Below are 19,446 nucleotides of genomic sequence, written 5' to 3' on the forward strand. Positions count from 1 at the left end.
GGCAAGATGCTGAAGCGGCTCCGTGAGCGTAAGGGGCTGACGCAGAAGGAGTTCGGGCAACTGGTGGGGTACGGCCCGGACGCCATCTCCGCGATGGAGCGCGGCGTACGGCTCATCCGCCCCGAGGTGCTGGAGCAGGCCGACGTGCTGCTGGACGCCGGCGGCATGCTGAAGGACGCGATCCCTGAGGTGCGGGAGGCCATGGGGCGCGTTCGGACTCGGCATCCGGAGTGGTACCGGGGGTACGCCAACCTTGAGGCGGAGGCCAAGGCCATCCACGTGTACAGCAACCAGCTGGTGCGCAGATCGGCAGCCTGCGGACGGTCGAACTCCAGGTGATGCCGATGAACCGCGAGGAACAGCCCAGCATGGACGGTCCGTTCAACCTGTTGACGGTCAGAAAGGCCGAGCAGGTAGCGTACGTGGAGATCCACACGTATCCACGGCTCATCACGGACATGGAAGAAGTACGCGTACTCAACGAGCGCTATGGACTGCTCAGGGCGCAGGCCCTAACGCCGAACGAGTCGCTGGGCCACATCGAGAATCTGCGGGGACGGCTATGAGCGCGCGCGAGCCCAGATGGTTCAAGAGCAGCTACAGCAGCGGCGGGGGCGGCGAATGCCTCGAAACCGCCTACACCTGGCACAAGTCGACGCACAGCGACGGCGAAGGCGGGGACTGCGTGGAAGTAGCCACCTGCCCCACCACCATCCACATCCGCGACTCCAAAAACCCCTCCGGTCCCGTGCTGGACCTCTCCCCCGCCACCTGGGCCGCGTTCACCTCCGCGCTCAAGTGACCTCCGGGTAGAGCCCCTCCACCTCCTTCGCGAAGTCCCGCAGGATCGCCTCGCGCCGCAGCTTCATCGACGGGGTGAGGTGACCGTCCGCCTCGGTGAAGTCGCGGGGCAGTACGGCGAAACGGCGGATCGACTCCGGGCGGGAGACGAGCTTGTTGGCCTCGTCGACCGCCCGCTGGAGCACGTCGTTGAGTTCCTCGTCGCCGATCAGCAGCTCCGGCGGGACGGGGTGCTTGCCGTTCATCTGGCGCCAGTGGGTGAGGCCGTCCACGTCGAGCGTGATCAGCGCGGAGACGTAGGGGCGGGCGTCGCCTAGGACGATGCACTGGGAGATCAGGGGGTGCGAGCGCAGCCAGTTCTCCAGCGGGGCGGGGGCGACGCTCTTGCCACCCGCCGTGATGATCATCTCCTTCTTGCGGCCGGTGATCGTCAGATAGCCCTCGTCGTCGAGCTCCCCGATGTCGCCGGTGGCCAGCCAGCCGTCGGGGGTGGCGGGGACGACTCCGCCGGCCGCCGGGTCCCAGTAGCCGCGCAGCACGTGCTCGCCGGCGACGAGGATCTCACCGTCGGCCGCGATGCGGATCTTCGTCCCGGGGAGCGGCCAACCCACCGTGCCGAGACGGGGTTTGAGGGGCGGGGTGACGGTGGTCGCGCCCGTGGTCTCGGTCAGGCCGTAACCCTCGTAGATCTCGATGCCCGCGCCCAGGTAGAACGCGGCGAGGCGGCGGCCCAGCGGGGAGCCGCCGCAGATGGCGTGCCGGACCCGGCCGCCCATGGCGTTGCGCAGGCGGCGGTAGACGAGCGGGTCGTAGAAGGTGCGGGCGGCTCGCACGGTGGCGGCGGGGCCGTTGCCGGTACCGGTCTTGTGGGCCTCGACGGCCTCGCCGTAGCGGACGGCGGTGTTGACGGCGCGGTCGAAGGCGCCGACCCGGCCGCCCGACTCGGCCTTCGCGCGGGCGGAGTTGAAGATCTTCTCCAGCATGTAGGGGATCGCGAGAAGGCAGGTGGGTCTGAACGCGGCGAGATCCGGGAGGAGTTCGTCTGCTTTGAGGCTCGGCGCGTGGCCGAGGCGGACGCGGGCGCGGACGCAGGCGATGGCGACCATCCGGCCGAAGACGTGGGACATGGGGAGGAAGAGCAGGACGGAGAGGTCCTCGGTGTCCGACTTGAAGACGGGGTAGAGGAGTTCGATCGCGTTGTCGACCTCGGTGAAGAAGTTGCCGTGGGTCAGCGCGCAGCCCTTGGGGCGGCCGGTGGTGCCGGAGGTGTAGATGAGGGTGGCGAGGGTGTCGGGCACCAACATGCCTCTGCGGATGTCGACTTCGGCATCGGCTGTGTGCTGGTCGCCGAGTTCCGCCAGCCGGTCGAGGTGCCCCTTCTCCATCACCCAGATGTGCTGGAGGTCGGGCAGCCGGTCGCGTTCGGGGCCGACGGCCGCCGCCTGGCCCATGGTCTCGGTGACGAGGGCGACCGCGCCGGAGTCCTGGAGGATCCAGCGGGTCTGGAAGACGGAGGAGGTGGGGTAGACGGGCACGGTGACCAGTCCGGCCGCCCAGGCGGCGAAGTCGAGCAGCGTCCACTCGTAGGTCGTTCGGGCCATGATGGCGATCCGGTCGCCGGGCACCAGGCCCTCGCCGATCAACCCCTTCGCCACGGAGTGGACTTGGGCGGCGAACTGCTCCGCCGTGACGTCCGTCCACTCGCCGTCCGCCGTCTTGCGACTGAGGACCACCGCGTCCGGGGCTGCGGCCGCGTTCTCGAAGGGCAGGTCGGCGAGCGAGCCGTAGGTCACCGGGCGCGCGAGCGCCGGCACGGACGCCTCCCGCACCGCGCCGTCCAGGCGGCGCGTCTCCGGCTCCACCAGCACGGGGGGAGCGTCGGGGTCGGCGTAGTCCGGGGCGGGCTCGGGGTACGGGGTGGACACGGGCGGCTCCCTGGGCGTGCAGCGGCACATGACTGCTTGCTGCATGAGGTACGTGCCTCGCGTGTCGAGGCGTTCACCGGGTTGGCCCCCGGTGAGGGGTTGCAGCTTTTGCTGCTGGTGTGTGCTCAGAAGTGTTCGAGTGAGCGGGGGTGAGTGCGGGATCTGTGTCGTGTTGCGTATCGCGGTCGTGAGGTCGCTTGTCGGCGGGGGAACTGGCGTTTGTGTGTCGAATGCGCGACTTTCCCGGGTGGTGGTCGTTGGTCATGGCGGCAGGGCTCTTCGGTGACACTGGGCGGGGGTGACGGGGTGGGTGAGCTGAGGCGTGTTGCGGAGCCGTTCGTCGCGCCCGCTCCGGGTGGTGTGGCTGTCCGGACCCGCCTGAAGCAGCTGACGCCCGCTGATGAGGAGGTGCTGCGTCTGGTGGGCGCGCATCTGGGGTCGCTGGCTTCGAGAGACCTCAAGGCGCGCTGCCGGGACGGGCTGGAGCACTCCGCCCGGACATGGGCGGTGCGTAAGCGGGAACTGACGGCTGTGTCGTCGTCGCGGTGGGCGGGCAGCATCTCCAAGGCCACGCACGACCAGTGGGCGCTGGCCCGCCGCTGCCGGCTCGCGCACATCCAGAATCTGGAAGCCGGCATCCAGCGCATCGAGCACCGCCTGTCCCAGCCGGTCGGGCAGAAGGGCACGAAGAAGACGCCCGGGGGTTACCGGTCGAAGCGGGAGTGGCACGCCAAATCTCGGCGGCTGGGGGTGGTCCAGGACCGGCTGGCTGCGGCGAGGGCCGACCGCGAGGCCGGCCGCGTGCACGTCGTGCGCGGCGGCAAACACCTGGCCCGCGCCCGGCATCACCTGCAGGCGGCCCAGCTGACGGAGTCCGTCTGGCGCGGGCGGTGGGAGGCGGAGCGCTGGTTCTGCCAGGCGGACGGCGAGTCCGGCCGCGACGCCCAGGTCCGCCACGCCCTCACCCGCCTCCTGCGCTTGGCCCGCACCTGTGGTGTGAAGGCGATCGCCGTGGAGGACCTGGACTTCGCCGCAGAGAAGACCCGCGAGAAGCACGGCGGCAACAAGCGCTTCCGCCGGCTGATCTCGGGCATGCCCACCGGCAGGCTCCGTGCCCGGCTGGCGTCGATGGCCGACGCCACGGGCATCGCGGTGATCGCCGTCGACCCCGCCTACACCAGCCGCTGGGGCGCCCAGCACTGGCAAAGGCCCCTCACCAGCACCACCCGCAAACCCACTCGCCACGATGCAGCGGCCGTGGCGATCGGAAGGCGCGCTCAGGGACACCACCCGATCCGGCGACGGACGGCACCGCCCCCACACGACCGGAGTGATCGTGCGGGGCATCGGACCGTCCAGGCCGGGCCGGGTGTTCCTGGGCGTGAGGAAACCCGCCCCCGCATCCCCGGACCACGGACACGATCCCTGCGCGCCGGACGCGGAGCGAACGCGGGCAACCAGAACGCCCAACACCGTCCGGGGCGTTCGACTGAGCATGGGTTCTGGCAACAGGACTCACTCCCGCTCAGTCTCTGGGGACGGTTACCGCCGGTTGGGTAGGGGATCGTACGACGTTCGCGTGGGGGGTGTGTGCGGGTTCGGAGGTGTTCCGGGGGTCAGGCTGTGCAGCCTCGGAGTGCCGTACGGGTCAAGGGCGTTCGAGGATCGCCGTGACGCCCTGGCCGCCGGCCGCGCAGATCGAGATCAGGCCCCTGGACGGCCCCTCGCGCTCCGCGAGCAGCTTGGCGAGGGTGGCCACGATGCGGGCGCCCGTCGCGGCGAAGGGGTGGCCGGTGGCGAGGGAGGAGCCGGCCGTGTTCAGGCGGTCCCGGTCGACCGGGGCGAGCCCGCGCTTCTCCCAGGCCGCCAGCGTCGCCAGCACCTGGGAGGCGAACGCCTCGTGGATCTCGACCAGGTCGAAGTCCTCGATGCCGAGGCCGGATCGCTCCAGCATGCGCGGCACCGCGTACGCGGGCGCCATCAGCAGGCCGTCCTCGCCGCCGGCGACATCCCCGTGCACGAAGTCCACCGCGGCCGTCTCGTACGCCGTCAGGTAGGCCAGCGGTTCCAGGCCGCGCGCGTCGGCCCACTCCTCGGAGGCCAGCAGGACCACGGCCGCGCCGTCGGTGAGCGGGGTGGAGTTGCCCGCCGTCATCGTCGGGTCGGGTGCGTCGAGTCCGAACACCGGCTTCAGACGGCCGAGTTGCTCGACGGTCGAGTCGGGGCGCAGGTTCTGGTCACGGTCGAGGCCCCGGAAGGGGACGACCAGGTCCTGGAAGAAGCCGTCGTCGTAGGCGGCCGCCAGCCGTCGGTGGCTGGTCGCGGCCAGCTCGTCCTGCGCCGCGCGGCCGACGCCCCAGGCGCGGGCGGTGACCGCCGCGTGCTCGCCCATGGACAGCCGGGTGCGCGGCTCGGCGTTGCGCGGGATGTCGGGGATCAGATGGGCGGGGCGCACCTGGGCGAGGGCCTTGAGGCGGGCGCCGGTGGTCTTGGCGCGGCGGGCTTCGAGGAGGATGCGGCGCAGCCGGTCGTTGACGCCGAGCGGGGCGTCGCTCGCGGTGTCGGCGCCGCCCGCGATCGCGGACTCGGTCTGCCCGAGGGCGATCTTGTTGGCGGCGGCGACGACCGCCTGGAGCCCGGTGCCGCAGGCCTGCTGGATGTCGTACGCCGGGGTGCGCGGGTCCAGTTTCGAGCCGAGGACGGTCTCGCGGGCCAGGTTGAAGTCGCGGCTGTGCTTGAGGACGGCGCCGGCGACCAGTTCGCCCACGACGCCGGGCACGTCGAGCCCGTACCGCTTGGCCAGGCCGTCCACCGCCGCCGTCAGCATCTCCTGGTTGGAGGCGGTGGCGTAGGGGCCGTCGGAGCGGGCGAACGGGATCCGGCTGCCGCCGACGATCGCGACGCGGCGGACGGCCCGCGGCGGCCGGTTCACGGGGATCATCTCGACCTGCTCCTCACGATGACATAGGCTTACCGACGGTAACCTTACTTCAGAGTAAGGACCGGCGTCACTGTCGTCATGCCCCGCAATCGCCAGGAGTCGAACGTGGCCGACCGCTACCTGAGCCTCACCGCCACCGCGCCCGGCCGCTTCCTCACCCGACGGCTCGGGCTGCCGCAGCCGGCCGCGCTCAGGCGCTGGAGCGCCGAACACCCCTCGCTGGGCGGAGACTTGCTCCACCTCACCGCCGGGGCGTCGGCGCTCGACCTCGCGCCCGTACTGGCCCGGACGGGGCTGCCGTCCGGCTCCTCGGCCTCCTCGACCCTCGCGGCCGTCGTCCTCGACGCGACCGGCGTCCGGGACGTCGACACCCTCGCCGAGGTGCACGCGGCCCTGCACCCGGTCGTGCGGTCGGTCGCGGCGAGCGGGCGGATCGTGCTGCTGGGCGCGCCCCTCGACCCCGGGGACCACCACCAGGCCGCCGTGCAGCAGGCGCTGGAGGGCTTCACGCGCTCGCTCGGCAAGGAGATCGGCCGGGGCAGGACCGTGAACCTGGTCCGGCTCACCGACGCGGCCGCCGCCGAGTCCACGCTGAGGTTCCTCCTCTCCCCCAGGTCGGCCTACGTCAGCGGTCAGGTGATCGGCGTGGGCGCGGGCGCGGTCACCGTCCCGGACGACTGGAGCCGCCCGCTCGCCGGCCGTACCGCCCTCGTCACCGGCGCCGCCCGCGGGATCGGCGCGGCCGTCGCCGAGACGCTCGCCCGGGACGGCGCACGGGTCGTCCTCCTGGACGTCCCTGCGGCGGAACGGGACGCTCGCGACCTCGCCGGCCGCCTCGGCGGCGGCGCGGGCGCGCTCGCCCTCGACATCACGGCCGCCGACGCCGGCGAGCGCATCGCCGCCGAAGTCCCCGACGGGATCGACGTGCTGATCCACAACGCGGGCGTCACCCGGGACCGCCGGCTGGTCAACATGCCCGCCGAGCGCTGGAGTTCGGTGCTCGACGTCAACCTGGCGAGCGTGCTGCGGACCACCGACGCGCTGCTCGCCAAGGGCGCGTTGAGACCCGGCGGGCGGATCGTGGCGACCGCCTCCATCGCCGGGCTCGCGGGCAACGCGGGCCAGACCAACTACGGCGCGAGCAAGGCGGGCGTCGCCGGGCTCGTCCGCGCCCTCGCGCCGCGCGCTCTCGCCGAGCACGGGGTGACGGTGAACGCGGTCGCGCCGGGCTTCATCGAGACGAAGATGACCGCCGCGGTGCCGTTGTTCATCCGCGAGGCGGGCCGTCGTATGAACTCGCTCGCCCAGGGCGGGCTGCCCGTCGACGTCGCCGAGACCACCGCCTGGCTCGCCCATCCCGCGTCCGGCGCGGTCAACGGGCAGGTCGTGCGGGTGTGCGGGCAGAGCCTGCTGGGGGCGTGATGACGACCGTCTCCCTGCCGGCGCAGCCCGCCCTCACGCCGCTCCTCGCCCGGGGCGCGCTGCTCTCCCCGTTCAAGCGGCCGCGCCCCGACGCCGGCCATCCGCGCGTCCGTCTCGCCCTGCCCCGGCTGCGGATCGACCAGGCCCGACTGACCGCGTACGAGCGGGTGTGCGGCTTCGGTGCGGGCGAGGACTCGCTGCCGGTCACCTATCCGCACGTCCTCGGCTTCCCGCTGGCCATGCGGCTGATGAGCGACCGGCGCTTCCCGCTGCCGCTGCTCGGCCTGGTCCACACGTCGATCGAGATCACCCGCCACCGCCCGCTGCCGGTCGCCGGGTGCTACGAACTCGCCGTGCACGTCGACCGGTTGGCACCGCACCGACGCGGCACCGAGGCGACCGTCGTGACCGAGGCACGGGACGGCGGCGAGCTGGTGTGGGAGTCCCACAGCACGTATCTCGCACGGCACCGCACTCCGGGGGCGGCCTCGACGGGGGCCGGCACCGGGGACGGGGTGTCTCCCGCAGACGACCCGCGGACCCCGCTGCCCGTGCTCGACGAGTGGCGGCTCGCCGCCGACGTGGGCCGCCGCTACGGCGCCGCCTCGGGTGACCGCAACCCCATCCACCTGCATCCCCTCACCGCCCGCCTGTTCGGCTTCCCGCGTGCCATCGCCCACGGCATGTGGACCGCGGCCCGCTGCCTCGCCGCCCACGGCACCCCGGAGGCGGTCCGGGTGCGGGCCGGCTTCCGGGCACCGGTCCTGCTGCCCGGAACGGTGACTTTCGCGGCGGACGGCACCCGCTTCGAGCTGCGCGGGCCGGGTGAGGAGGGGCGGCTGCACGTGAGCGGACGGGTGGAGCCCCTCGGCTGAGGGACCCGGCTAGGCCTCCGGCGGGGACCAGGGGCGGCCCGCCATCAGGTTGGCCAGGCCCGCCCAGGCGAAGTTCATCAGCGTCGCCGCCGCCTGCCGGGGCGTGCCGCCCTCGGTGGCGTTGGCCCAGGCGGCCAGCGACTCGGCGGCCCCCACCAGGGCTTCGGCGAGCCCGCCGACCTCCTGCTCGGGGAGGTCGGGCGCCCGGTGCGCCTCACGGGCGGCGACGGCGATCAGATGGGTCACGAAGACGACGATCTCCGCGCGCATCGCGGCGACCTCGGCGGCGAACGGCTCACCGTGGGTGCGGGCCTGGAGGTGCAGCACGGACCAGGCGTGCGGGTGCCGGCCGGTGTGCGCGAAGAAGGCCAGCAGGCCGTCCCACAGCTGGCGGTCGGCGGGCAGGTCGGCGCGGACGCCGGAACGCACCGCGTCCACGAGCGCCTTCGCCTCGCGCCGGATGCAGGCGGTGAAGAGGTCTTCCTTGGAGTTCAGGTACAGGTACACCAACGGCTTGGACACGCCCGCCAGTTCGGCGATCTCGTCCATCGACGCGGCCATGTACCCCCGCCGCCCGAAGATCTCCACGGCGGCGTCCAGCATCTGCTGCTCACGGACGGCGCGTGGCATCCGCTTGGTCTTCAGGGCACCCATGGGGCAAGCCTAGTTGGGGGGCGGCGCGGTGGACTTCCGTACGCCGGCCCGAGGTCCCGTGAGGCTACGAGGTCTGCCCGTGCGTGCGGGCGGAGTCGACGGCCTCGTCCTCCTGGGAGCGGTTGGCCTCCAGGTTGGCCTTCATCCGGTCCACCCGGCGTACGACCGTCTCCGAGGCGCGGTCGCGCTCCTTGCGCAGCAGGACGAAGCTGAGCGGCGCGGAGATCACCAGCGCGAGCAGGATGATCCACATGCCGTTGGACTGGCCGAGGCCGCGCGGAACCACACCGAAGTAGACGAGACCCCAGACGGCCACGAGGCAGCCTGCGAACACACCGAGGCGCATCAACGTGTAGCGGAGCATCTCAATCCAGTCTTCCGGTCGGTCGGACGTGGGTCCGTCGGATATGGGTCCGTTGTCCAGTGAAGCACGCCGGGGCACCGATCTTGCACGGGGGTTGCGGGGCCGGTCAGGTCAGGGGCAGCAGCAGCGTGATGTCGTCCCGGTCGTCGCCTGGCGCCACCCTGATCGCGCCGGGGACGCGGCCGACCTCCTTGTACCCGCAGGAGGCGTAGAAGTCCTCCAGGCCGAGGCCGCCCCGGCAGGACAGCCGTATCGCCTCGACCCCGTCGAAACCGCGGGCCGCCTGCGCGGCGGCGGCGAGCAGGTCGCGGCCATGGCCCTTGCCCTGGTGCTCCGGGTGCACCATCACCGTGTAGAGCCACACCCAGTGCGTCATCAGCCGGTGGGTGTTGAAGGTGATGAACGCGGTCGCCGCGACCCGGCCGCTCTCGTCGTGCCCGACGAGCAGGCGGGTGCGGCCCTCGGCGATCTGCGCGAGGGCCCGCACCAGCTCGGGCCGGATCGCCTCCCGGGAGACCGGCGCGACGAAGCCGACGGCTCCGCCGGCGTTGCTGACGTCCGCCCAGAGGTCGAGGATGCCGTCGCGCAGGTCGGGCGTGACGGCGGGATCAAGGGTGAAGGTAAGTGGCACGGGCCAACTTTAGCCCTTACTGCTGCCTGGAATCACCGTGATGCTCACGACAGTGCGCGGGCCGCCGTCCTCAGATCCGCGGCCAGGCCCCGGTACGCGGCCTCGCGGTCGTCGGCCCGCAGGACGGAGGAGGGGTGCACGGTGGGGAGCAGACGCTCGGGGCGACCGTGGATCTCCCGCTCCAGGAGCGTTCCGCGCGCCTCGGTGACCTTGAACGAGGAGCCGAGCAGCGCCTTCCCGGCGGTCGCCCCCGGCACCACGATCAGCTCGGGCTCCACGATCGCCAGTTCGGCCGCCGGCCAGGGGACGCAGGCCGCCGCCTCCCTGAGGGTCGGCGCCTTGTGGATGCGGCGCTTGCGGGGTTCGGCCGGGGTGAACTTGAAGTGCTCGACGGCGTTGGTGACGTACGCGCCGGCGGGGTCCAGGCCGGCGTCGGCGAGGGCCCGGTCGAGGAGCTCGCCGACGGGGCCCACGCAGCCTCGGCAGTGGGCGGCGGCCTCGCGGAGGGGGGCGAGGTCTGTTGGTGTCCTCGGGACGAAGGGCGCGGCGGTGTACGCGTCCTCGGCAGCCTTCGTGCCGGCCATGCGGGACGGGTGCCCGGTTCGGGGCGAGTGTTCCTCGCCCCCGCCGCCCTTTCCCGTCCCGCCCTGGGGGCTGCCGCCCCCAGCCCCCCGCCATCGGCCCTGAACGGCCCTCGTCCTCAAAACCCCCAGAGGGGGCACCCCCAGACGGGCTGAAACGACCGCCGGTCCGAGGTCAGACTCGCATCGGCTGGGGGGATTCCCGGAGGAGGGGGTCGGGGCCTTCGTACTCTCGGATGATCTCGTAGCGGGTGTTGCGTTCCACGGGGCGGAAGCCGGCGTCGCGGATGAGGTCCAGCAGGTCCTCGCGGGTCAGCTTGTTCGGCGTGCCGTAGTTGTCCGCGTCGTGGGTGATCTTGTACTCGACGACCGAGCCGTCCATGTCGTCCGCCCCGTGCTGCAGCGCGAGCTGCGCGGTCTGCACGCCGTGCATGACCCAGAAGACCTTGACGTGCGGGACGTTGTCGAAGAGGAGACGGGAGACCGCGAAGGTCTTCAGGGCCTCCGCGCCGGTCGCCATCTGGGTGCGGGCCTGGAGGCGGTTGCGGACCTTGCCGTCCTGCATGTCCACGAAGTCGTGCTGGTAGCGCAGCGGGATGAAGACCTGGAAGCCGCCCGTCTCGTCCTGGAGCTCACGCAGCCGCAGCACGTGGTCGACGCGGTGGCGGGGCTCCTCGATGTGGCCGTAGAGCATGGTGCTCGGGGTCTTGAGCCCCTTCTCGTGCGCCAGGCGGTGGATGCGGGACCAGTCCTCCCAGTGGGTGCGGTGGTCCACGATGTGCCGGCGCACCTCCCAGTCGAAGATCTCCGCGCCGCCGCCGGTGAGGGACTCCAGACCGGCGTCGATCAGCTCGTCGAGGATCTCGGAGGCCGACAGACCGCTGATCGTCTCGAAGTGGTGGATCTCCGTGGCCGTGAAGGCCTTGAGCGAGACGTCCGGGAGGGCGGCCTTCAACTCCCGCAGCGAGCGCGGGTAGTAGCGCCACGGCAGGTTCGGGTGCAGGCCGTTGACGATGTGCAGCTCGGTGAGGTTCTCCGACTCCATCGCCTTGGCGAGCTTGACGGCCTCCTCGATGCGCATCGTGTACGCGTCCTTCTCCCCCGGCTTGCGCTGGAAGGAGCAGTACGCGCACGACGCCGTGCACACGTTGGTCATGTTGAGGTGCCGGTTGACGTTGAAGTGCACGACGTCGCCGTTCTTGCGCGTCCGCACCTCGTGCGCGAGACCGCCGAGCCAGGCCAGGTCGTCCGACTCGTACAGCGCGATGCCGTCCTCGCGGGTCAGCCGCTCACCGGAGCGGACCTTCTCCTCCAGCTCGCGCTTGAGCCCGACGTCCATGATCATCCCTCTCGTAGACAGACTTCGTACACCGTACGCCCGTGGAAGTCCTAGACCTCCTCGGGCAACTCCCCCACCCGGTTCTCCCACTTCGTGGAGAGCACGATGGTGGTGCGGGTCCGGGAGACGCCCTTCGTCCCGGACAGCCGCCGGATGATCCGCTCCAGGCCGTCGACGTCGTTGGCCCGCACCTTGAGCATGAACGAGTCGTCGCCGGCGATGAACCAGCAGTCCTCGATCTCGCTGAGGTCCTTCATCCGGGCGGCCACGTCCTCGTGGTCGGCCGCGTCGGAGAGGGAGATGCCGATGAGGGCGGTCACGCCCAGGCCGAGGGAGGCGGAGTCCACCGTCGCGCGGTAGCCGGTGATCACACCGGCCGCCTCCAGCCGGTTGATGCGGTCGGTGACGCTGGGTCCCGACAGGCCGACGAGGCGCCCCAACTCCGCGTACGAGGCCCGGCCGTTCTCCCTCAGGGCCTGGATGAGCTGCCTGTCCACCGCGTCCATGCGATCGAGCCTTCCGAAAGAGTTCCTGAAGTGATGAGACGTACTGCGACTTGCTCAGATGGCGTTCAGGGCGTGCGGGTTCCGCCGCCGCCCTGGGCCCGGCCCAGCTCGCCCTCCCAGCGGCGGTACAGCCCGTGCCCGACGCCCGCCGCGTCCAGCACCCGGCCCGCGACGAAGTCGACCAGGTCCTGGATGTGGGTCGCGCCCGCGTAGAAGGCGGGGGAGGCGGGCACCACGCTCGCGCCCGCGTCGTCGAGCGCCACGAGGTGCCGCAGCGTCTGCCCGTTCAACGGGGTCTCCCGGACGGCGACGACCAGCGGCCGGCGCTCCTTCAGCGTCACGCTCGCCGCGCGCTGGAGAAGGTCCTTGGACAGTCCGACGGCGACCCCGGCCACACAGGCCGTGGACGCCGGGACGATCAGCATCCCCTTCGTCGCGTACGACCCGGAGGAGGGCCCCGCCGCCAGGTCCCCCGCGCCCCAGTACCGCACCCCGTCCAGGCTCACGTCGAAGGCGTCCGGCTTGCCGTCCGCCCCCCGCGCCAGCCATTCGCGCAGGTCGTCCCGCCAGTGGGCGTCCCGGAACGAGATCCCCGTCTCGTCGAGCAGCGTGAGCCGCGAGGCCCGGCTGACCACCAGGTCGACACTCTCGCCCGCGGCGAGCAGCGCCCGCAGGACAGCGGCGGCATAGGGCGTACCGGACGCCCCGGAGACCCCCACGATCCAAGGCACGCGCTGCGTTTCTCCTGCGTTCACACCTTGAGCGTACCGGTGGGCGCGTGGTCAGACGGTCAGACCCCGCACCGCGAGATCGAGCAGCGCGCACACGAACAAGGCGATGCCGATGAAGCCGTTGACCGAGAAGAACGCCCTGTTCACCCGGGACAGGTCGTGCGGGCGGACGATGGTGTGCTCGTAGACGAACGCGCCGGCGACGATCAGCAGGCCCAGCCAGAAGAACGCGCCCGCGCCGGTGGCCAGGGCGTACCAGACGAACAGGGCCGTGGTGATCGCATGGCAGACGCGGGCGCCCCAGATCGCCGCCGGGACGCCGAAGCGGGCCGGGACCGACCTGACGCCGATCTCGCGGTCGGTCTCGACGTCCTGACAGGCGTAGATCAGGTCGAAGCCGCCGATCCAGACGCCCACGGCGAGCCCGAGGATCACCGCGTCCCACGACCACTCCCCCGTGATCGCGAGCCAGCCGCCGATCGGGCCCATCGCCTGGGCCACACCCAGGATGGCCTGGGGGAAGTTCGTGAAGCGTTTGCCGTAGGGGTAGACCACCATCGGGACCACGGCGACGGGGGCGAGCGCCAGGCAGAGCGGGTTCAGCAGGGCCGCCGCGCCCAGGAAGACCGCCAGCGCGATCAGCGCGCCCGTCCACGCGTGCCGCACCGACATCGCGCCGGTGACCAGCTCGCGCCCGGCGGTGCGCGGGTTCCGCGCGTCGATCTCACGGTCGATGATCCGGTTGACCGCCATCGCGAAGGTGCGCAGGCCCACCATGCAGACGGTGACCAGCGCGAGCCGGCCCCAGTGGACGTTGCGGTCCAGCTGGAACATCGCGGTGAGGGCGGCGATGTAGGCGAAGGGCAGCGCGAAGACCGAGTGCTCGATCATCACCAGGCGCAGGAAGGCTTTCGTGCGTCCCGGCTGCTGCGGGAGCGCCGCGGAGGCGGAGGTCACAGCCCGTACTCCTTCCAGCGGCGGTCCACCAGGGACGCCGTCTCCGGGTCCGACAGGACCATGTCGGGCCAGCCGCCGTCCCGGGTGTAGCCCTCCTCGGGCCACTTCCTCGTCGCGTCGATGCCCGCCTTGCCGCCCCAGAACTGCTGGTAGGAGGCGTGGTCGAGGTGGTCGACCGGGCCTTCGACGAGGGACAGGTCGCGGGCGTAGTCGGTGTTGCCGAGGGCGCGCCAGGCCACCTCGTGCAGGTCGTGGACGTCGCAGTCGGAGTCCACGACCACGATCAGCTTGGTCAGCGACATCATGTGCGCGCCCCAGATGGCGTGCATGACCTTCTGCGCGTGCTTGGGGTACTTCTTGTCGATGGAGACGATCGCGCAGTTGTGGAAGCCGCCCGCCTCGGGCAGGTGGTAGTCCACGATGTCCGGGACGATGATCTTCAGGAGCGGGAGGAAGAAGCGCTCCGTCGCCCGGCCGAGCGGGCCGTCCTCCGTCGGCGGGCGGCCGACGACGATCGACTGGAGCAGCGGGCGGCGGCGCATGGTGACGCAGTCGATGGTGAGCGCGGGGAACGGCTCCTGCGGGGTGTAGAAGCCGGTGTGGTCGCCGAAGGGGCCCTCCGGGAGCATCTTCCCCGGCTCCAGCCAGCCTTCGAGGACGACCTCCGCCTGCGCCGGCACCTGGAGCGGCACGGTCTTGCAGTCGACCATCTCGATCCGCTTGCCGGCGAGGAACCCGGCGAAGAGGTACTCGTCGATGTCGCCGGGGAGCGGGGCGGTGGAGGCGTACGTCACGGCGGGCGGACAGCCGAAGGCGATGGCGACCGGGAGGCGTTCGCCGCGGCGGGCCGCCACCTGGTAGTGGTTGCGGCTGTCCTTGTGGATCTGCCAGTGCATGCCGATGGTGCGCCGGTCGTGGCGCTGGAGGCGGTACAGGCCGAGGTTGCGGATCCCGCTCTCCGGGTCCTTGGTGTGGGTCAGGCCCAGGTTGAAGAAGGAGCCGCCGTCCTTGGGCCAGGTGAACAGCGCGGGCAGCCGGTCGAGGTCCACGTCGTCGCCGTGCAGGACGACCTCCTGCACGGGGGCGTCCTTCACCTTCTTCGGCGGGACGTGCGTCATCGCGCCGAGCTTGCCGAAGGCCTCGCGGACGCCGACGAACCCGTGCGGCAGCTCGGGCTTGAGCAGACCGCCGATCCTCTCGGAGATCTCCGCGTACGAGGTGAGGCCGAGGGCCTTGAGGAGCCGGCGGTCGGTGCCGAAGACGTTCATCGCGAGGGGCATCGCGGAGCCCTTCACGTTCTCGAAGAGCAGCGCCGGGCCCTGGGCCTTCTGCACCCGGTCGACGATCTCCCCGACCTCCAGGTACGGATCGACCTCGGCCTTGACGCGCTTGAGGTCGCCCTCGCGCTCCAGGGCCCTGAGCAGGGAGCGAAGATCGTCGTAAGCCATGGGGCCAAGTATCCCCGAGCGGCTACCCTGACCCAGTACCTGGGGCCCTCAGGGGTCCTTGCACCTGCGCAAGGCCCTCGGACCGCGGCCCCGACCACGACTGCTCTGAGAGGCCCCCATGCTCCGGGTACTGATGTTCCTGGTGCCGCTGGCGTTGAGCGTGTACGCGTTCATCGACTGCATCAGCACGAAGGACGACGACATCCGCCACATGCCCAAGCCGCTGTGGGCGATCCTCGTGCTGCTGTTCCCTCTCGTGGGCTCGATCTCGTGGCTGATCGCGGGCAAGAAGCGCAGCCCGGCCGCCGAGGGCTGGTCGGGCGTCCGCGGCGGCCGTCAGCGCGGAGGGTGGGTCGCACCCGACGACAACCCCGAGTTCCTGAAGTCGCTGGACGAGGAGGAGAAGAAGCGGCGCAAGGACGACGGCGAGCAGCCCTGACGCGGTTTCTCACCCGCCGGACCTCGCCCGGCCGGCCTCACGCGGTCTGGCACACATCAACACTCCCTCCTTACCCTGGCGTCGTAGACCGGCCACGGGGGAGGTGCGGTGCACGGACAGTTGCACGGACGGGGGGCGCTGTTCGACGTCGAGCCGGCCGGACTCATGTCCCGGCTGGTCGGGCTGCGGCCGTACGAGCATCACGCCGAACGGGTGGAACACCCCGGCGGGCCGCCCCTGCTGGTGCTGGCCGGCGGCCGGGGCGCGGGCAAGAGCGCGGTGCTCGCCGAGATCCTCGGCGCGTACACCGAGCGGCTGCGGGGCGGCGAGTCGCGCAAGCGGACGCCGGCCGCGCTGATCGACTGCGAGGACGAGCAGTTCGCGCGCCCGCCGCACGAGGAGAGCCCCGAGTCCTGGTCCCCCGTCTGGCAGGCGCTGCTGGTGCTGGCAGAACAGTTGACCGAGCCGGTCAAGGCGGCCGGGCAGCTCACCTTCCCGCGGCTGACGGCGGGCCTGGTGGCGGTGCGGGCCGGCGACTGGAGCGGACGCGGCGACTCGGAGCGCATCCGGCGGGAGCTGACCCGGATCCTGCTGCTGAACGAGCGGGGCTCACGGTTCAGCATGGCCGGACGCTGGGCGGCGCGGGTCGCGGTGCAGGTCGTCTCGACGGCGAGCGGCCAGGGCGCGTTCGTGGCGGCGGCCATCGAGGCCACGCTGGAGGCGCTGTCGGAGGGCGTCACCTCCCGCAAGGAGCAGAAGCCGGCCACCTGGTACCGCGCCTACCCCAACGCGGGCGGCAACGCCAAGCGCGGACTGCTGCTGCTCGCGGGCAACTTCCGGGCCGGCGGCGCGTCCCGCGAGCACGCCGAGCGCCGGCTGGTGCGGGCGCTGCTCGCCGACCTGGCCGAGGCGTACTCGGGCCTCGGCTCCCATCTGCGGCGGCTGGGGCGGCCGTTGATCCTGCTGGACAACGCGCGCGGCGGGCCGGGCCCGGGGCTGCTGGACGCCGTGCTGCGGGACCGGGCCGAGGGGATCGCCGACCAGGTGGTGTGGGCGGCGACCGTACGCGGGACCGGTCACCCCCTGCTGCGGGACGCCGTACGGCGTGACCTCGCGGAGGTCGCCCGCGCGACCGGCTGGACGCCGGGCCCGTCGCCGTCCTCGCGGGCGCTGCTGGTGCCGCTGCCGCCGCTGTCCCCGGACGACACCCTGCACATGGTGGGCGCGGTCTGCGACGACGTCGTCGTCCCGCCCCGACTTCCGCACGCGGTGCACCGGTTGACCGGCGGCAACCCGCTGGGCATCGTCCTCACCGCCACAGCCGCCCGGCAACACCCGGACCGGGCGGCGTCGTTGGGCCGATTGCTGACCGCGCGGATCAAACTCACCGAGGACCCCGACGACGGACGGCCCGCGTGCACCGAGTTGCTCACCCGGCTGGTCCCCGCCGACCGCCTCGGCGAGCTGACCGTCCTCGCGGCCGCCCACGACCACGACTCCGCCGTGGCCCTGGCCGCCGCCCGACTGCCCGACGACTTCGGCTCATCGGGCGTACGGTCCCTGCGGGCGCGGCTCGCCGTGGAGGGACTCGCGGGCCGGCCGGACCACTTCGTCGGCGACCCCTTCGTCCGCACCCTGCTGCTGCTCCGGCTGCACCACCGCGACGCCGACCACGCCGAGTGGCGTGAGGTGCACGAGACGTTGATCCGGCACTACACGCCCGGCCCCGAGGGCGGTGCCGACCCCCACGCCCGCTACCGGCTCCACCACGAACTGGCCCTCGGCGACACCGCCGGCGCGGTGGCCCATCTGCGGGACACCTTCGCCACGCTGGACACCCGCGCCTGGCTCGGCACGCTCGCCTTCCTCGCCTCCGCGCCCTGCTTCCGGGCCCGCGACGACGACCGCCGCACGGCGATCGCCCTGGGCCGCACGGACGGGGCCGAGCGGCCGCCCGACGGCGTGGACGCCGGCCTCCATCTGCGCGTACGGCGGCTGCTGCACGCGGTGTGGCAGGTGAGCGACCCGCTGGTGCCGCCCGAGGCGACGGTGTGCGACCGGCTGCGGTTCGAACTGCTGCAACTGTCCGACCTGCGGCCCGCCGGGGGCGCGCTGCTGTTCACGACGTCCCGGGCCTGGCACCGGGACGCCCTGGCGGGCCGCCCCCTGCGCGTCCCCGCGCACGACGACGCCGACGACGACGGGGACGGGGACGGGGAGGCGTGATGGCCGACGGGGGCAGAGGTTCCTTCGGGCGGTGGCTGCGGGAGGTCTGGGAGATCCGCCTCTACCGCTATGTCGCGGTGCTGGTCACGGCCGCGCTCGTCACCGGCGCGTTCTTCGCGGTGCGAGCGCTCACCCGCGAGGACCGCTCGTGCGCACCGGGCGTGTCCCGTCCCGAGGGCAGCGACGAGTGCGTGGGCGTGACGTCGACCGCGTACGACTTCGGGCGGCCCCGGTTCCGGGACGCGGTGCGGGCCATCGACCGGGAGAACGACCGGCTGAAGGAGGGGAGTTACGTCACGGTCGCGCTGATGATGCCGTACACCGCCACCACCCCCTCCACCCTCAGCGACATCCTGCACGAGGTGCAGGGCGCCTATCTCGCCCAGTGGGAGGCCAACCACACCTCCAACGGGCAGGCCCCCGCGATCCGGCTGGTGCTGGCCAACCCCGGAGCGACCAGCGCACACTGGGAGCGCCTGGTGGACCAGCTGGAGCGGATGACGACCGGACCGGAGCGGCTGCGCGCGGTCGCCGGGGTCGGCATGAGCACCGAGGACAACAAGAGGGCCGTGGCGGAGCTGACCCGGCGGGGCATCCCGGTCATCGGCGCGTCCATCACCGCCGACGACCTCGCCAACGGGCACGGCGGCAAGGACCCCTTCCCCGGCCTCGCCCGGGTCTCCCCCACCAACACCGACGAGGCGCGCGCCCTGGCCTCGTTCGCGAAGGTCACCGCGGGGCGCGCGCTGCTGGTGTACGACAAGCCGGGCGATCCGTACACGCGGACGCTGCAGACGTCGTTCGCCGCGCTGATCAAGGGCTCCCCCTACGAGCCGCAGCCGTTCACGCCGCCCGCCGACCGCTCCCAGGAGGGCACGACCGCGAACACCTTCCGGCAGATCACCCACCTCGTGTGCGACACCTCGCCGGAGACCGACACCATCCTGTTCGCCGGCCGCCACACCCAGCTGCGGCAGTTCATCAACGCGCTCGGCGGCCGCGGCTGCCAGGACCGCCGGTTCACCCTGCTCACCGGCGACGAGGGCTCCTACCTGACGGGCGACCCGCAACTGGACCGCACCGCCCTCACCCGCAGCCTCTCCGTCCGCTACACCGCCCTCGCCCACCCGGACGCCTGGACCAGGGGCGCCCCGGCGACGGGCGGGTCGGCGCGGGACGCGGCGGCGCTGGCCTCGCTGCTGGAACGCGCCGTCCGTGAGCCGGTCGGCCCGATCGGGCCCACGGCGCTGGACGACGGGCAGCTGATCATCGCGTACGACGCGCTGCGCCTCGCCGTCCACGGCATCCGGGAGGCCACTCCCGACGGCGGGACCGTGCCGTCCCTCGCGGACGTCGGCCTTCAGTGGCCGCAGGTCAAGGGCTCGCTGCGGGTGAGCGGGGCCAGCGGATGGATCTGCCTGGACGTACACGGCAACCCGTACGACAAGGCCGTGCCGATCGTCGAGCTCACCGCGCAGGGCGCCTCCCGCTTCGTCCGCATCGCCTGGCCGGAGGGGAGACCGCCGGCGAAGGAGTGCCTGCCGCCGTCGTAGGGGGCGCGGTCTCCCCGGCGGGCCGGGTCGGTCCTTCCCCGGGGAGCCGACCC

The 19,446-nt window shown here is 72.2% G+C and carries 18 protein-coding genes and 1 pseudogene; 8 read left to right on the forward strand and 11 right to left on the reverse strand.

All coding sequences use genetic code 11. From position 1 onward, the window contains the following. Window positions 1-6 precede the first annotated feature (6 nt). A pseudogene (locus tag ACIOC0_RS28770) lies at window positions 7-566 on the forward strand (Scr1 family TA system antitoxin-like transcriptional regulator). Beyond that, complete coding sequence (locus ACIOC0_RS28775) at window positions 563-802, forward strand: DUF397 domain-containing protein (RefSeq protein WP_402158661.1); 240 nt, start codon at window positions 563-565, stop codon at window positions 800-802. The pseudogene ACIOC0_RS28770 and the gene ACIOC0_RS28775 overlap by 4 nt, the downstream one beginning before the upstream one ends. On the opposite strand, the gene ACIOC0_RS28780 is transcribed toward ACIOC0_RS28775, so the two are convergent. Further along, window positions 795-2,726 carry an AMP-dependent synthetase/ligase gene (locus ACIOC0_RS28780; RefSeq protein WP_402158662.1) on the reverse strand — a complete coding sequence of 644 codons (1,932 nt, stop codon included), beginning with the start codon at window positions 2,724-2,726 and terminating at the stop codon, window positions 795-797. The genes ACIOC0_RS28775 and ACIOC0_RS28780 overlap by 8 nt on opposite strands. Window positions 2,727-3,113: 387 nt before the next feature. Between ACIOC0_RS28780 and ACIOC0_RS28785 the strand changes: the two genes are divergently transcribed. Then, the gene (locus ACIOC0_RS28785) at window positions 3,114-4,286 is read left to right on the forward strand and encodes an IS200/IS605 family accessory protein TnpB-related protein (protein WP_402158730.1); all 1,173 of its coding nucleotides are present in this window, start codon (window positions 3,114-3,116) and stop codon (window positions 4,284-4,286) included. Window positions 4,287-4,374: 88 nt separating this feature from the next. Here ACIOC0_RS28785 and ACIOC0_RS28790 read toward each other — a convergent pair whose 3' ends face one another. Continuing rightward, window positions 4,375-5,667 (reverse strand): acetyl-CoA C-acetyltransferase, encoded by a 1,293-nt coding sequence (locus tag ACIOC0_RS28790; RefSeq protein WP_402158663.1) that lies wholly within the window; start codon window positions 5,665-5,667, stop codon window positions 4,375-4,377. Between the two features lie 105 nt (window positions 5,668-5,772). Between ACIOC0_RS28790 and ACIOC0_RS28795 the strand changes: the two genes are divergently transcribed. Continuing rightward, a complete protein-coding gene (locus tag ACIOC0_RS28795) occupies window positions 5,773-7,089 on the forward strand; it encodes a 3-oxoacyl-ACP reductase (protein ID WP_402158731.1) in 1,317 nt (438 codons plus the stop codon). Continuing rightward, window positions 7,089-7,964 (forward strand): MaoC/PaaZ C-terminal domain-containing protein, encoded by an 876-nt coding sequence (locus ACIOC0_RS28800; RefSeq protein ID WP_402158664.1) that lies wholly within the window; start codon window positions 7,089-7,091, stop codon window positions 7,962-7,964. The genes ACIOC0_RS28795 and ACIOC0_RS28800 overlap by 1 nt, the downstream gene beginning before the upstream one ends. 9 nt (window positions 7,965-7,973) lie before the next feature. On the opposite strand, the gene ACIOC0_RS28805 is transcribed toward ACIOC0_RS28800, so the two are convergent. The 9 genes from ACIOC0_RS28805 to ACIOC0_RS28845 all read right to left on the reverse strand — a co-directional run bounded on the left by ACIOC0_RS28805 (window position 7,974) and on the right by ACIOC0_RS28845 (window position 15,175). Then, window positions 7,974-8,618 carry a TetR/AcrR family transcriptional regulator gene (locus ACIOC0_RS28805; protein WP_402158665.1) on the reverse strand — a complete coding sequence of 215 codons (645 nt, stop codon included), beginning with the start codon at window positions 8,616-8,618 and terminating at the stop codon, window positions 7,974-7,976. 64 nt (window positions 8,619-8,682) lie between these two features. Next, the gene (locus tag ACIOC0_RS28810; RefSeq protein WP_402158666.1) at window positions 8,683-8,982 is read right to left on the reverse strand and encodes a DUF4229 domain-containing protein; all 300 of its coding nucleotides are present in this window, start codon (window positions 8,980-8,982) and stop codon (window positions 8,683-8,685) included. A gap of 106 nt (window positions 8,983-9,088) precedes the next feature. After that, window positions 9,089-9,613 carry a GNAT family N-acetyltransferase gene (locus ACIOC0_RS28815; protein WP_402158667.1) on the reverse strand — a complete coding sequence of 175 codons (525 nt, stop codon included), beginning with the start codon at window positions 9,611-9,613 and terminating at the stop codon, window positions 9,089-9,091. Between the two features lie 44 nt (window positions 9,614-9,657). Next, window positions 9,658-10,197 carry a uracil-DNA glycosylase family protein gene (locus tag ACIOC0_RS28820; RefSeq protein WP_402158668.1) on the reverse strand — a complete coding sequence of 180 codons (540 nt, stop codon included), beginning with the start codon at window positions 10,195-10,197 and terminating at the stop codon, window positions 9,658-9,660. 172 nt (window positions 10,198-10,369) lie between these two features. After that, entirely contained in the window at window positions 10,370-11,533 is a 1,164-nt protein-coding gene (gene mqnE, locus ACIOC0_RS28825; RefSeq protein WP_351094710.1) for an aminofutalosine synthase MqnE, read from the reverse strand. 50 nt (window positions 11,534-11,583) lie between these two features. Next, on the reverse strand, window positions 11,584-12,039 hold the full coding sequence (locus tag ACIOC0_RS28830; protein ID WP_130440828.1) for an Lrp/AsnC family transcriptional regulator: 456 nt from the start codon (window positions 12,037-12,039) through the stop codon (window positions 11,584-11,586). Window positions 12,040-12,104: 65 nt separating this feature from the next. Further along, the gene (locus ACIOC0_RS28835) at window positions 12,105-12,770 is read right to left on the reverse strand and encodes a UbiX family flavin prenyltransferase (protein ID WP_130441638.1); all 666 of its coding nucleotides are present in this window, start codon (window positions 12,768-12,770) and stop codon (window positions 12,105-12,107) included. Window positions 12,771-12,821: 51 nt separating this feature from the next. After that, window positions 12,822-13,727 (reverse strand): menaquinone biosynthesis prenyltransferase MqnP, encoded by a 906-nt coding sequence (gene mqnP, locus ACIOC0_RS28840; protein WP_402158669.1) that lies wholly within the window; start codon window positions 13,725-13,727, stop codon window positions 12,822-12,824. Continuing rightward, entirely contained in the window at window positions 13,724-15,175 is a 1,452-nt protein-coding gene (locus ACIOC0_RS28845) for a menaquinone biosynthesis decarboxylase (RefSeq protein WP_402158670.1), read from the reverse strand. The genes mqnP and ACIOC0_RS28845 overlap by 4 nt, the downstream gene beginning before the upstream one ends. Window positions 15,176-15,293: 118 nt before the next feature. Between ACIOC0_RS28845 and ACIOC0_RS28850 the strand changes: the two genes are divergently transcribed. From ACIOC0_RS28850 to ACIOC0_RS28860, 3 genes are all read left to right on the forward strand, one after another. Next, window positions 15,294-15,614, forward strand: coding sequence for a PLD nuclease N-terminal domain-containing protein (locus ACIOC0_RS28850; protein ID WP_352245187.1), 321 nt, complete (start codon window positions 15,294-15,296; stop codon window positions 15,612-15,614). Window positions 15,615-15,779: 165 nt separating this feature from the next. Then, on the forward strand, window positions 15,780-17,840 hold the full coding sequence (locus ACIOC0_RS28855) for a hypothetical protein (protein ID WP_402158732.1): 2,061 nt from the start codon (window positions 15,780-15,782) through the stop codon (window positions 17,838-17,840). Next, the gene (locus tag ACIOC0_RS28860; protein ID WP_402158671.1) at window positions 17,840-19,393 is read left to right on the forward strand and encodes a hypothetical protein; all 1,554 of its coding nucleotides are present in this window, start codon (window positions 17,840-17,842) and stop codon (window positions 19,391-19,393) included. Before ACIOC0_RS28855 ends, ACIOC0_RS28860 begins: the two co-directional genes overlap by 1 nt. The last annotated feature ends 53 nt before the right edge of the window (window positions 19,394-19,446 follow it).

The organism is Streptomyces sp. NPDC088254, assembly GCF_044740925.1.
In the GTDB taxonomy this organism is placed as follows: Bacteria; Actinomycetota; Actinomycetes; order Streptomycetales; family Streptomycetaceae; genus Streptomyces.

Coding starts and splice junctions, on each gene's coding strand:
- ACIOC0_RS28775 (WP_402158661.1), top strand. CDS start 563: ATGAGCGCGCGCGAGCCCAGATGGTTCAAGAGCAGCTACAGCAGCGGC.
- ACIOC0_RS28820 (WP_402158668.1), bottom strand. CDS start 10,197: ATGGCCGGCACGAAGGCTGCCGAGGACGCGTACACCGCCGCGCCCTTC.
- ACIOC0_RS28845 (WP_402158670.1), bottom strand. CDS start 15,175: ATGGCTTACGACGATCTTCGCTCCCTGCTCAGGGCCCTGGAGCGCGAG.
- ACIOC0_RS28790 (WP_402158663.1), bottom strand. CDS start 5,667: ATGATCCCCGTGAACCGGCCGCCGCGGGCCGTCCGCCGCGTCGCGATC.
- ACIOC0_RS28810 (WP_402158666.1), bottom strand. CDS start 8,982: ATGCTCCGCTACACGTTGATGCGCCTCGGTGTGTTCGCAGGCTGCCTC.
- ACIOC0_RS28830 (WP_130440828.1), bottom strand. CDS start 12,039: ATGGACGCGGTGGACAGGCAGCTCATCCAGGCCCTGAGGGAGAACGGC.
- ACIOC0_RS28860 (WP_402158671.1), top strand. CDS start 17,840: ATGGCCGACGGGGGCAGAGGTTCCTTCGGGCGGTGGCTGCGGGAGGTC.
- ACIOC0_RS28805 (WP_402158665.1), bottom strand. CDS start 8,618: ATGGGTGCCCTGAAGACCAAGCGGATGCCACGCGCCGTCCGTGAGCAG.
- ACIOC0_RS28800 (WP_402158664.1), top strand. CDS start 7,089: ATGACGACCGTCTCCCTGCCGGCGCAGCCCGCCCTCACGCCGCTCCTC.
- ACIOC0_RS28855 (WP_402158732.1), top strand. CDS start 15,780: ATGTCCCGGCTGGTCGGGCTGCGGCCGTACGAGCATCACGCCGAACGG.
- mqnE (WP_351094710.1), bottom strand. CDS start 11,533: ATGGACGTCGGGCTCAAGCGCGAGCTGGAGGAGAAGGTCCGCTCCGGT.
- ACIOC0_RS28850 (WP_352245187.1), top strand. CDS start 15,294: ATGCTCCGGGTACTGATGTTCCTGGTGCCGCTGGCGTTGAGCGTGTAC.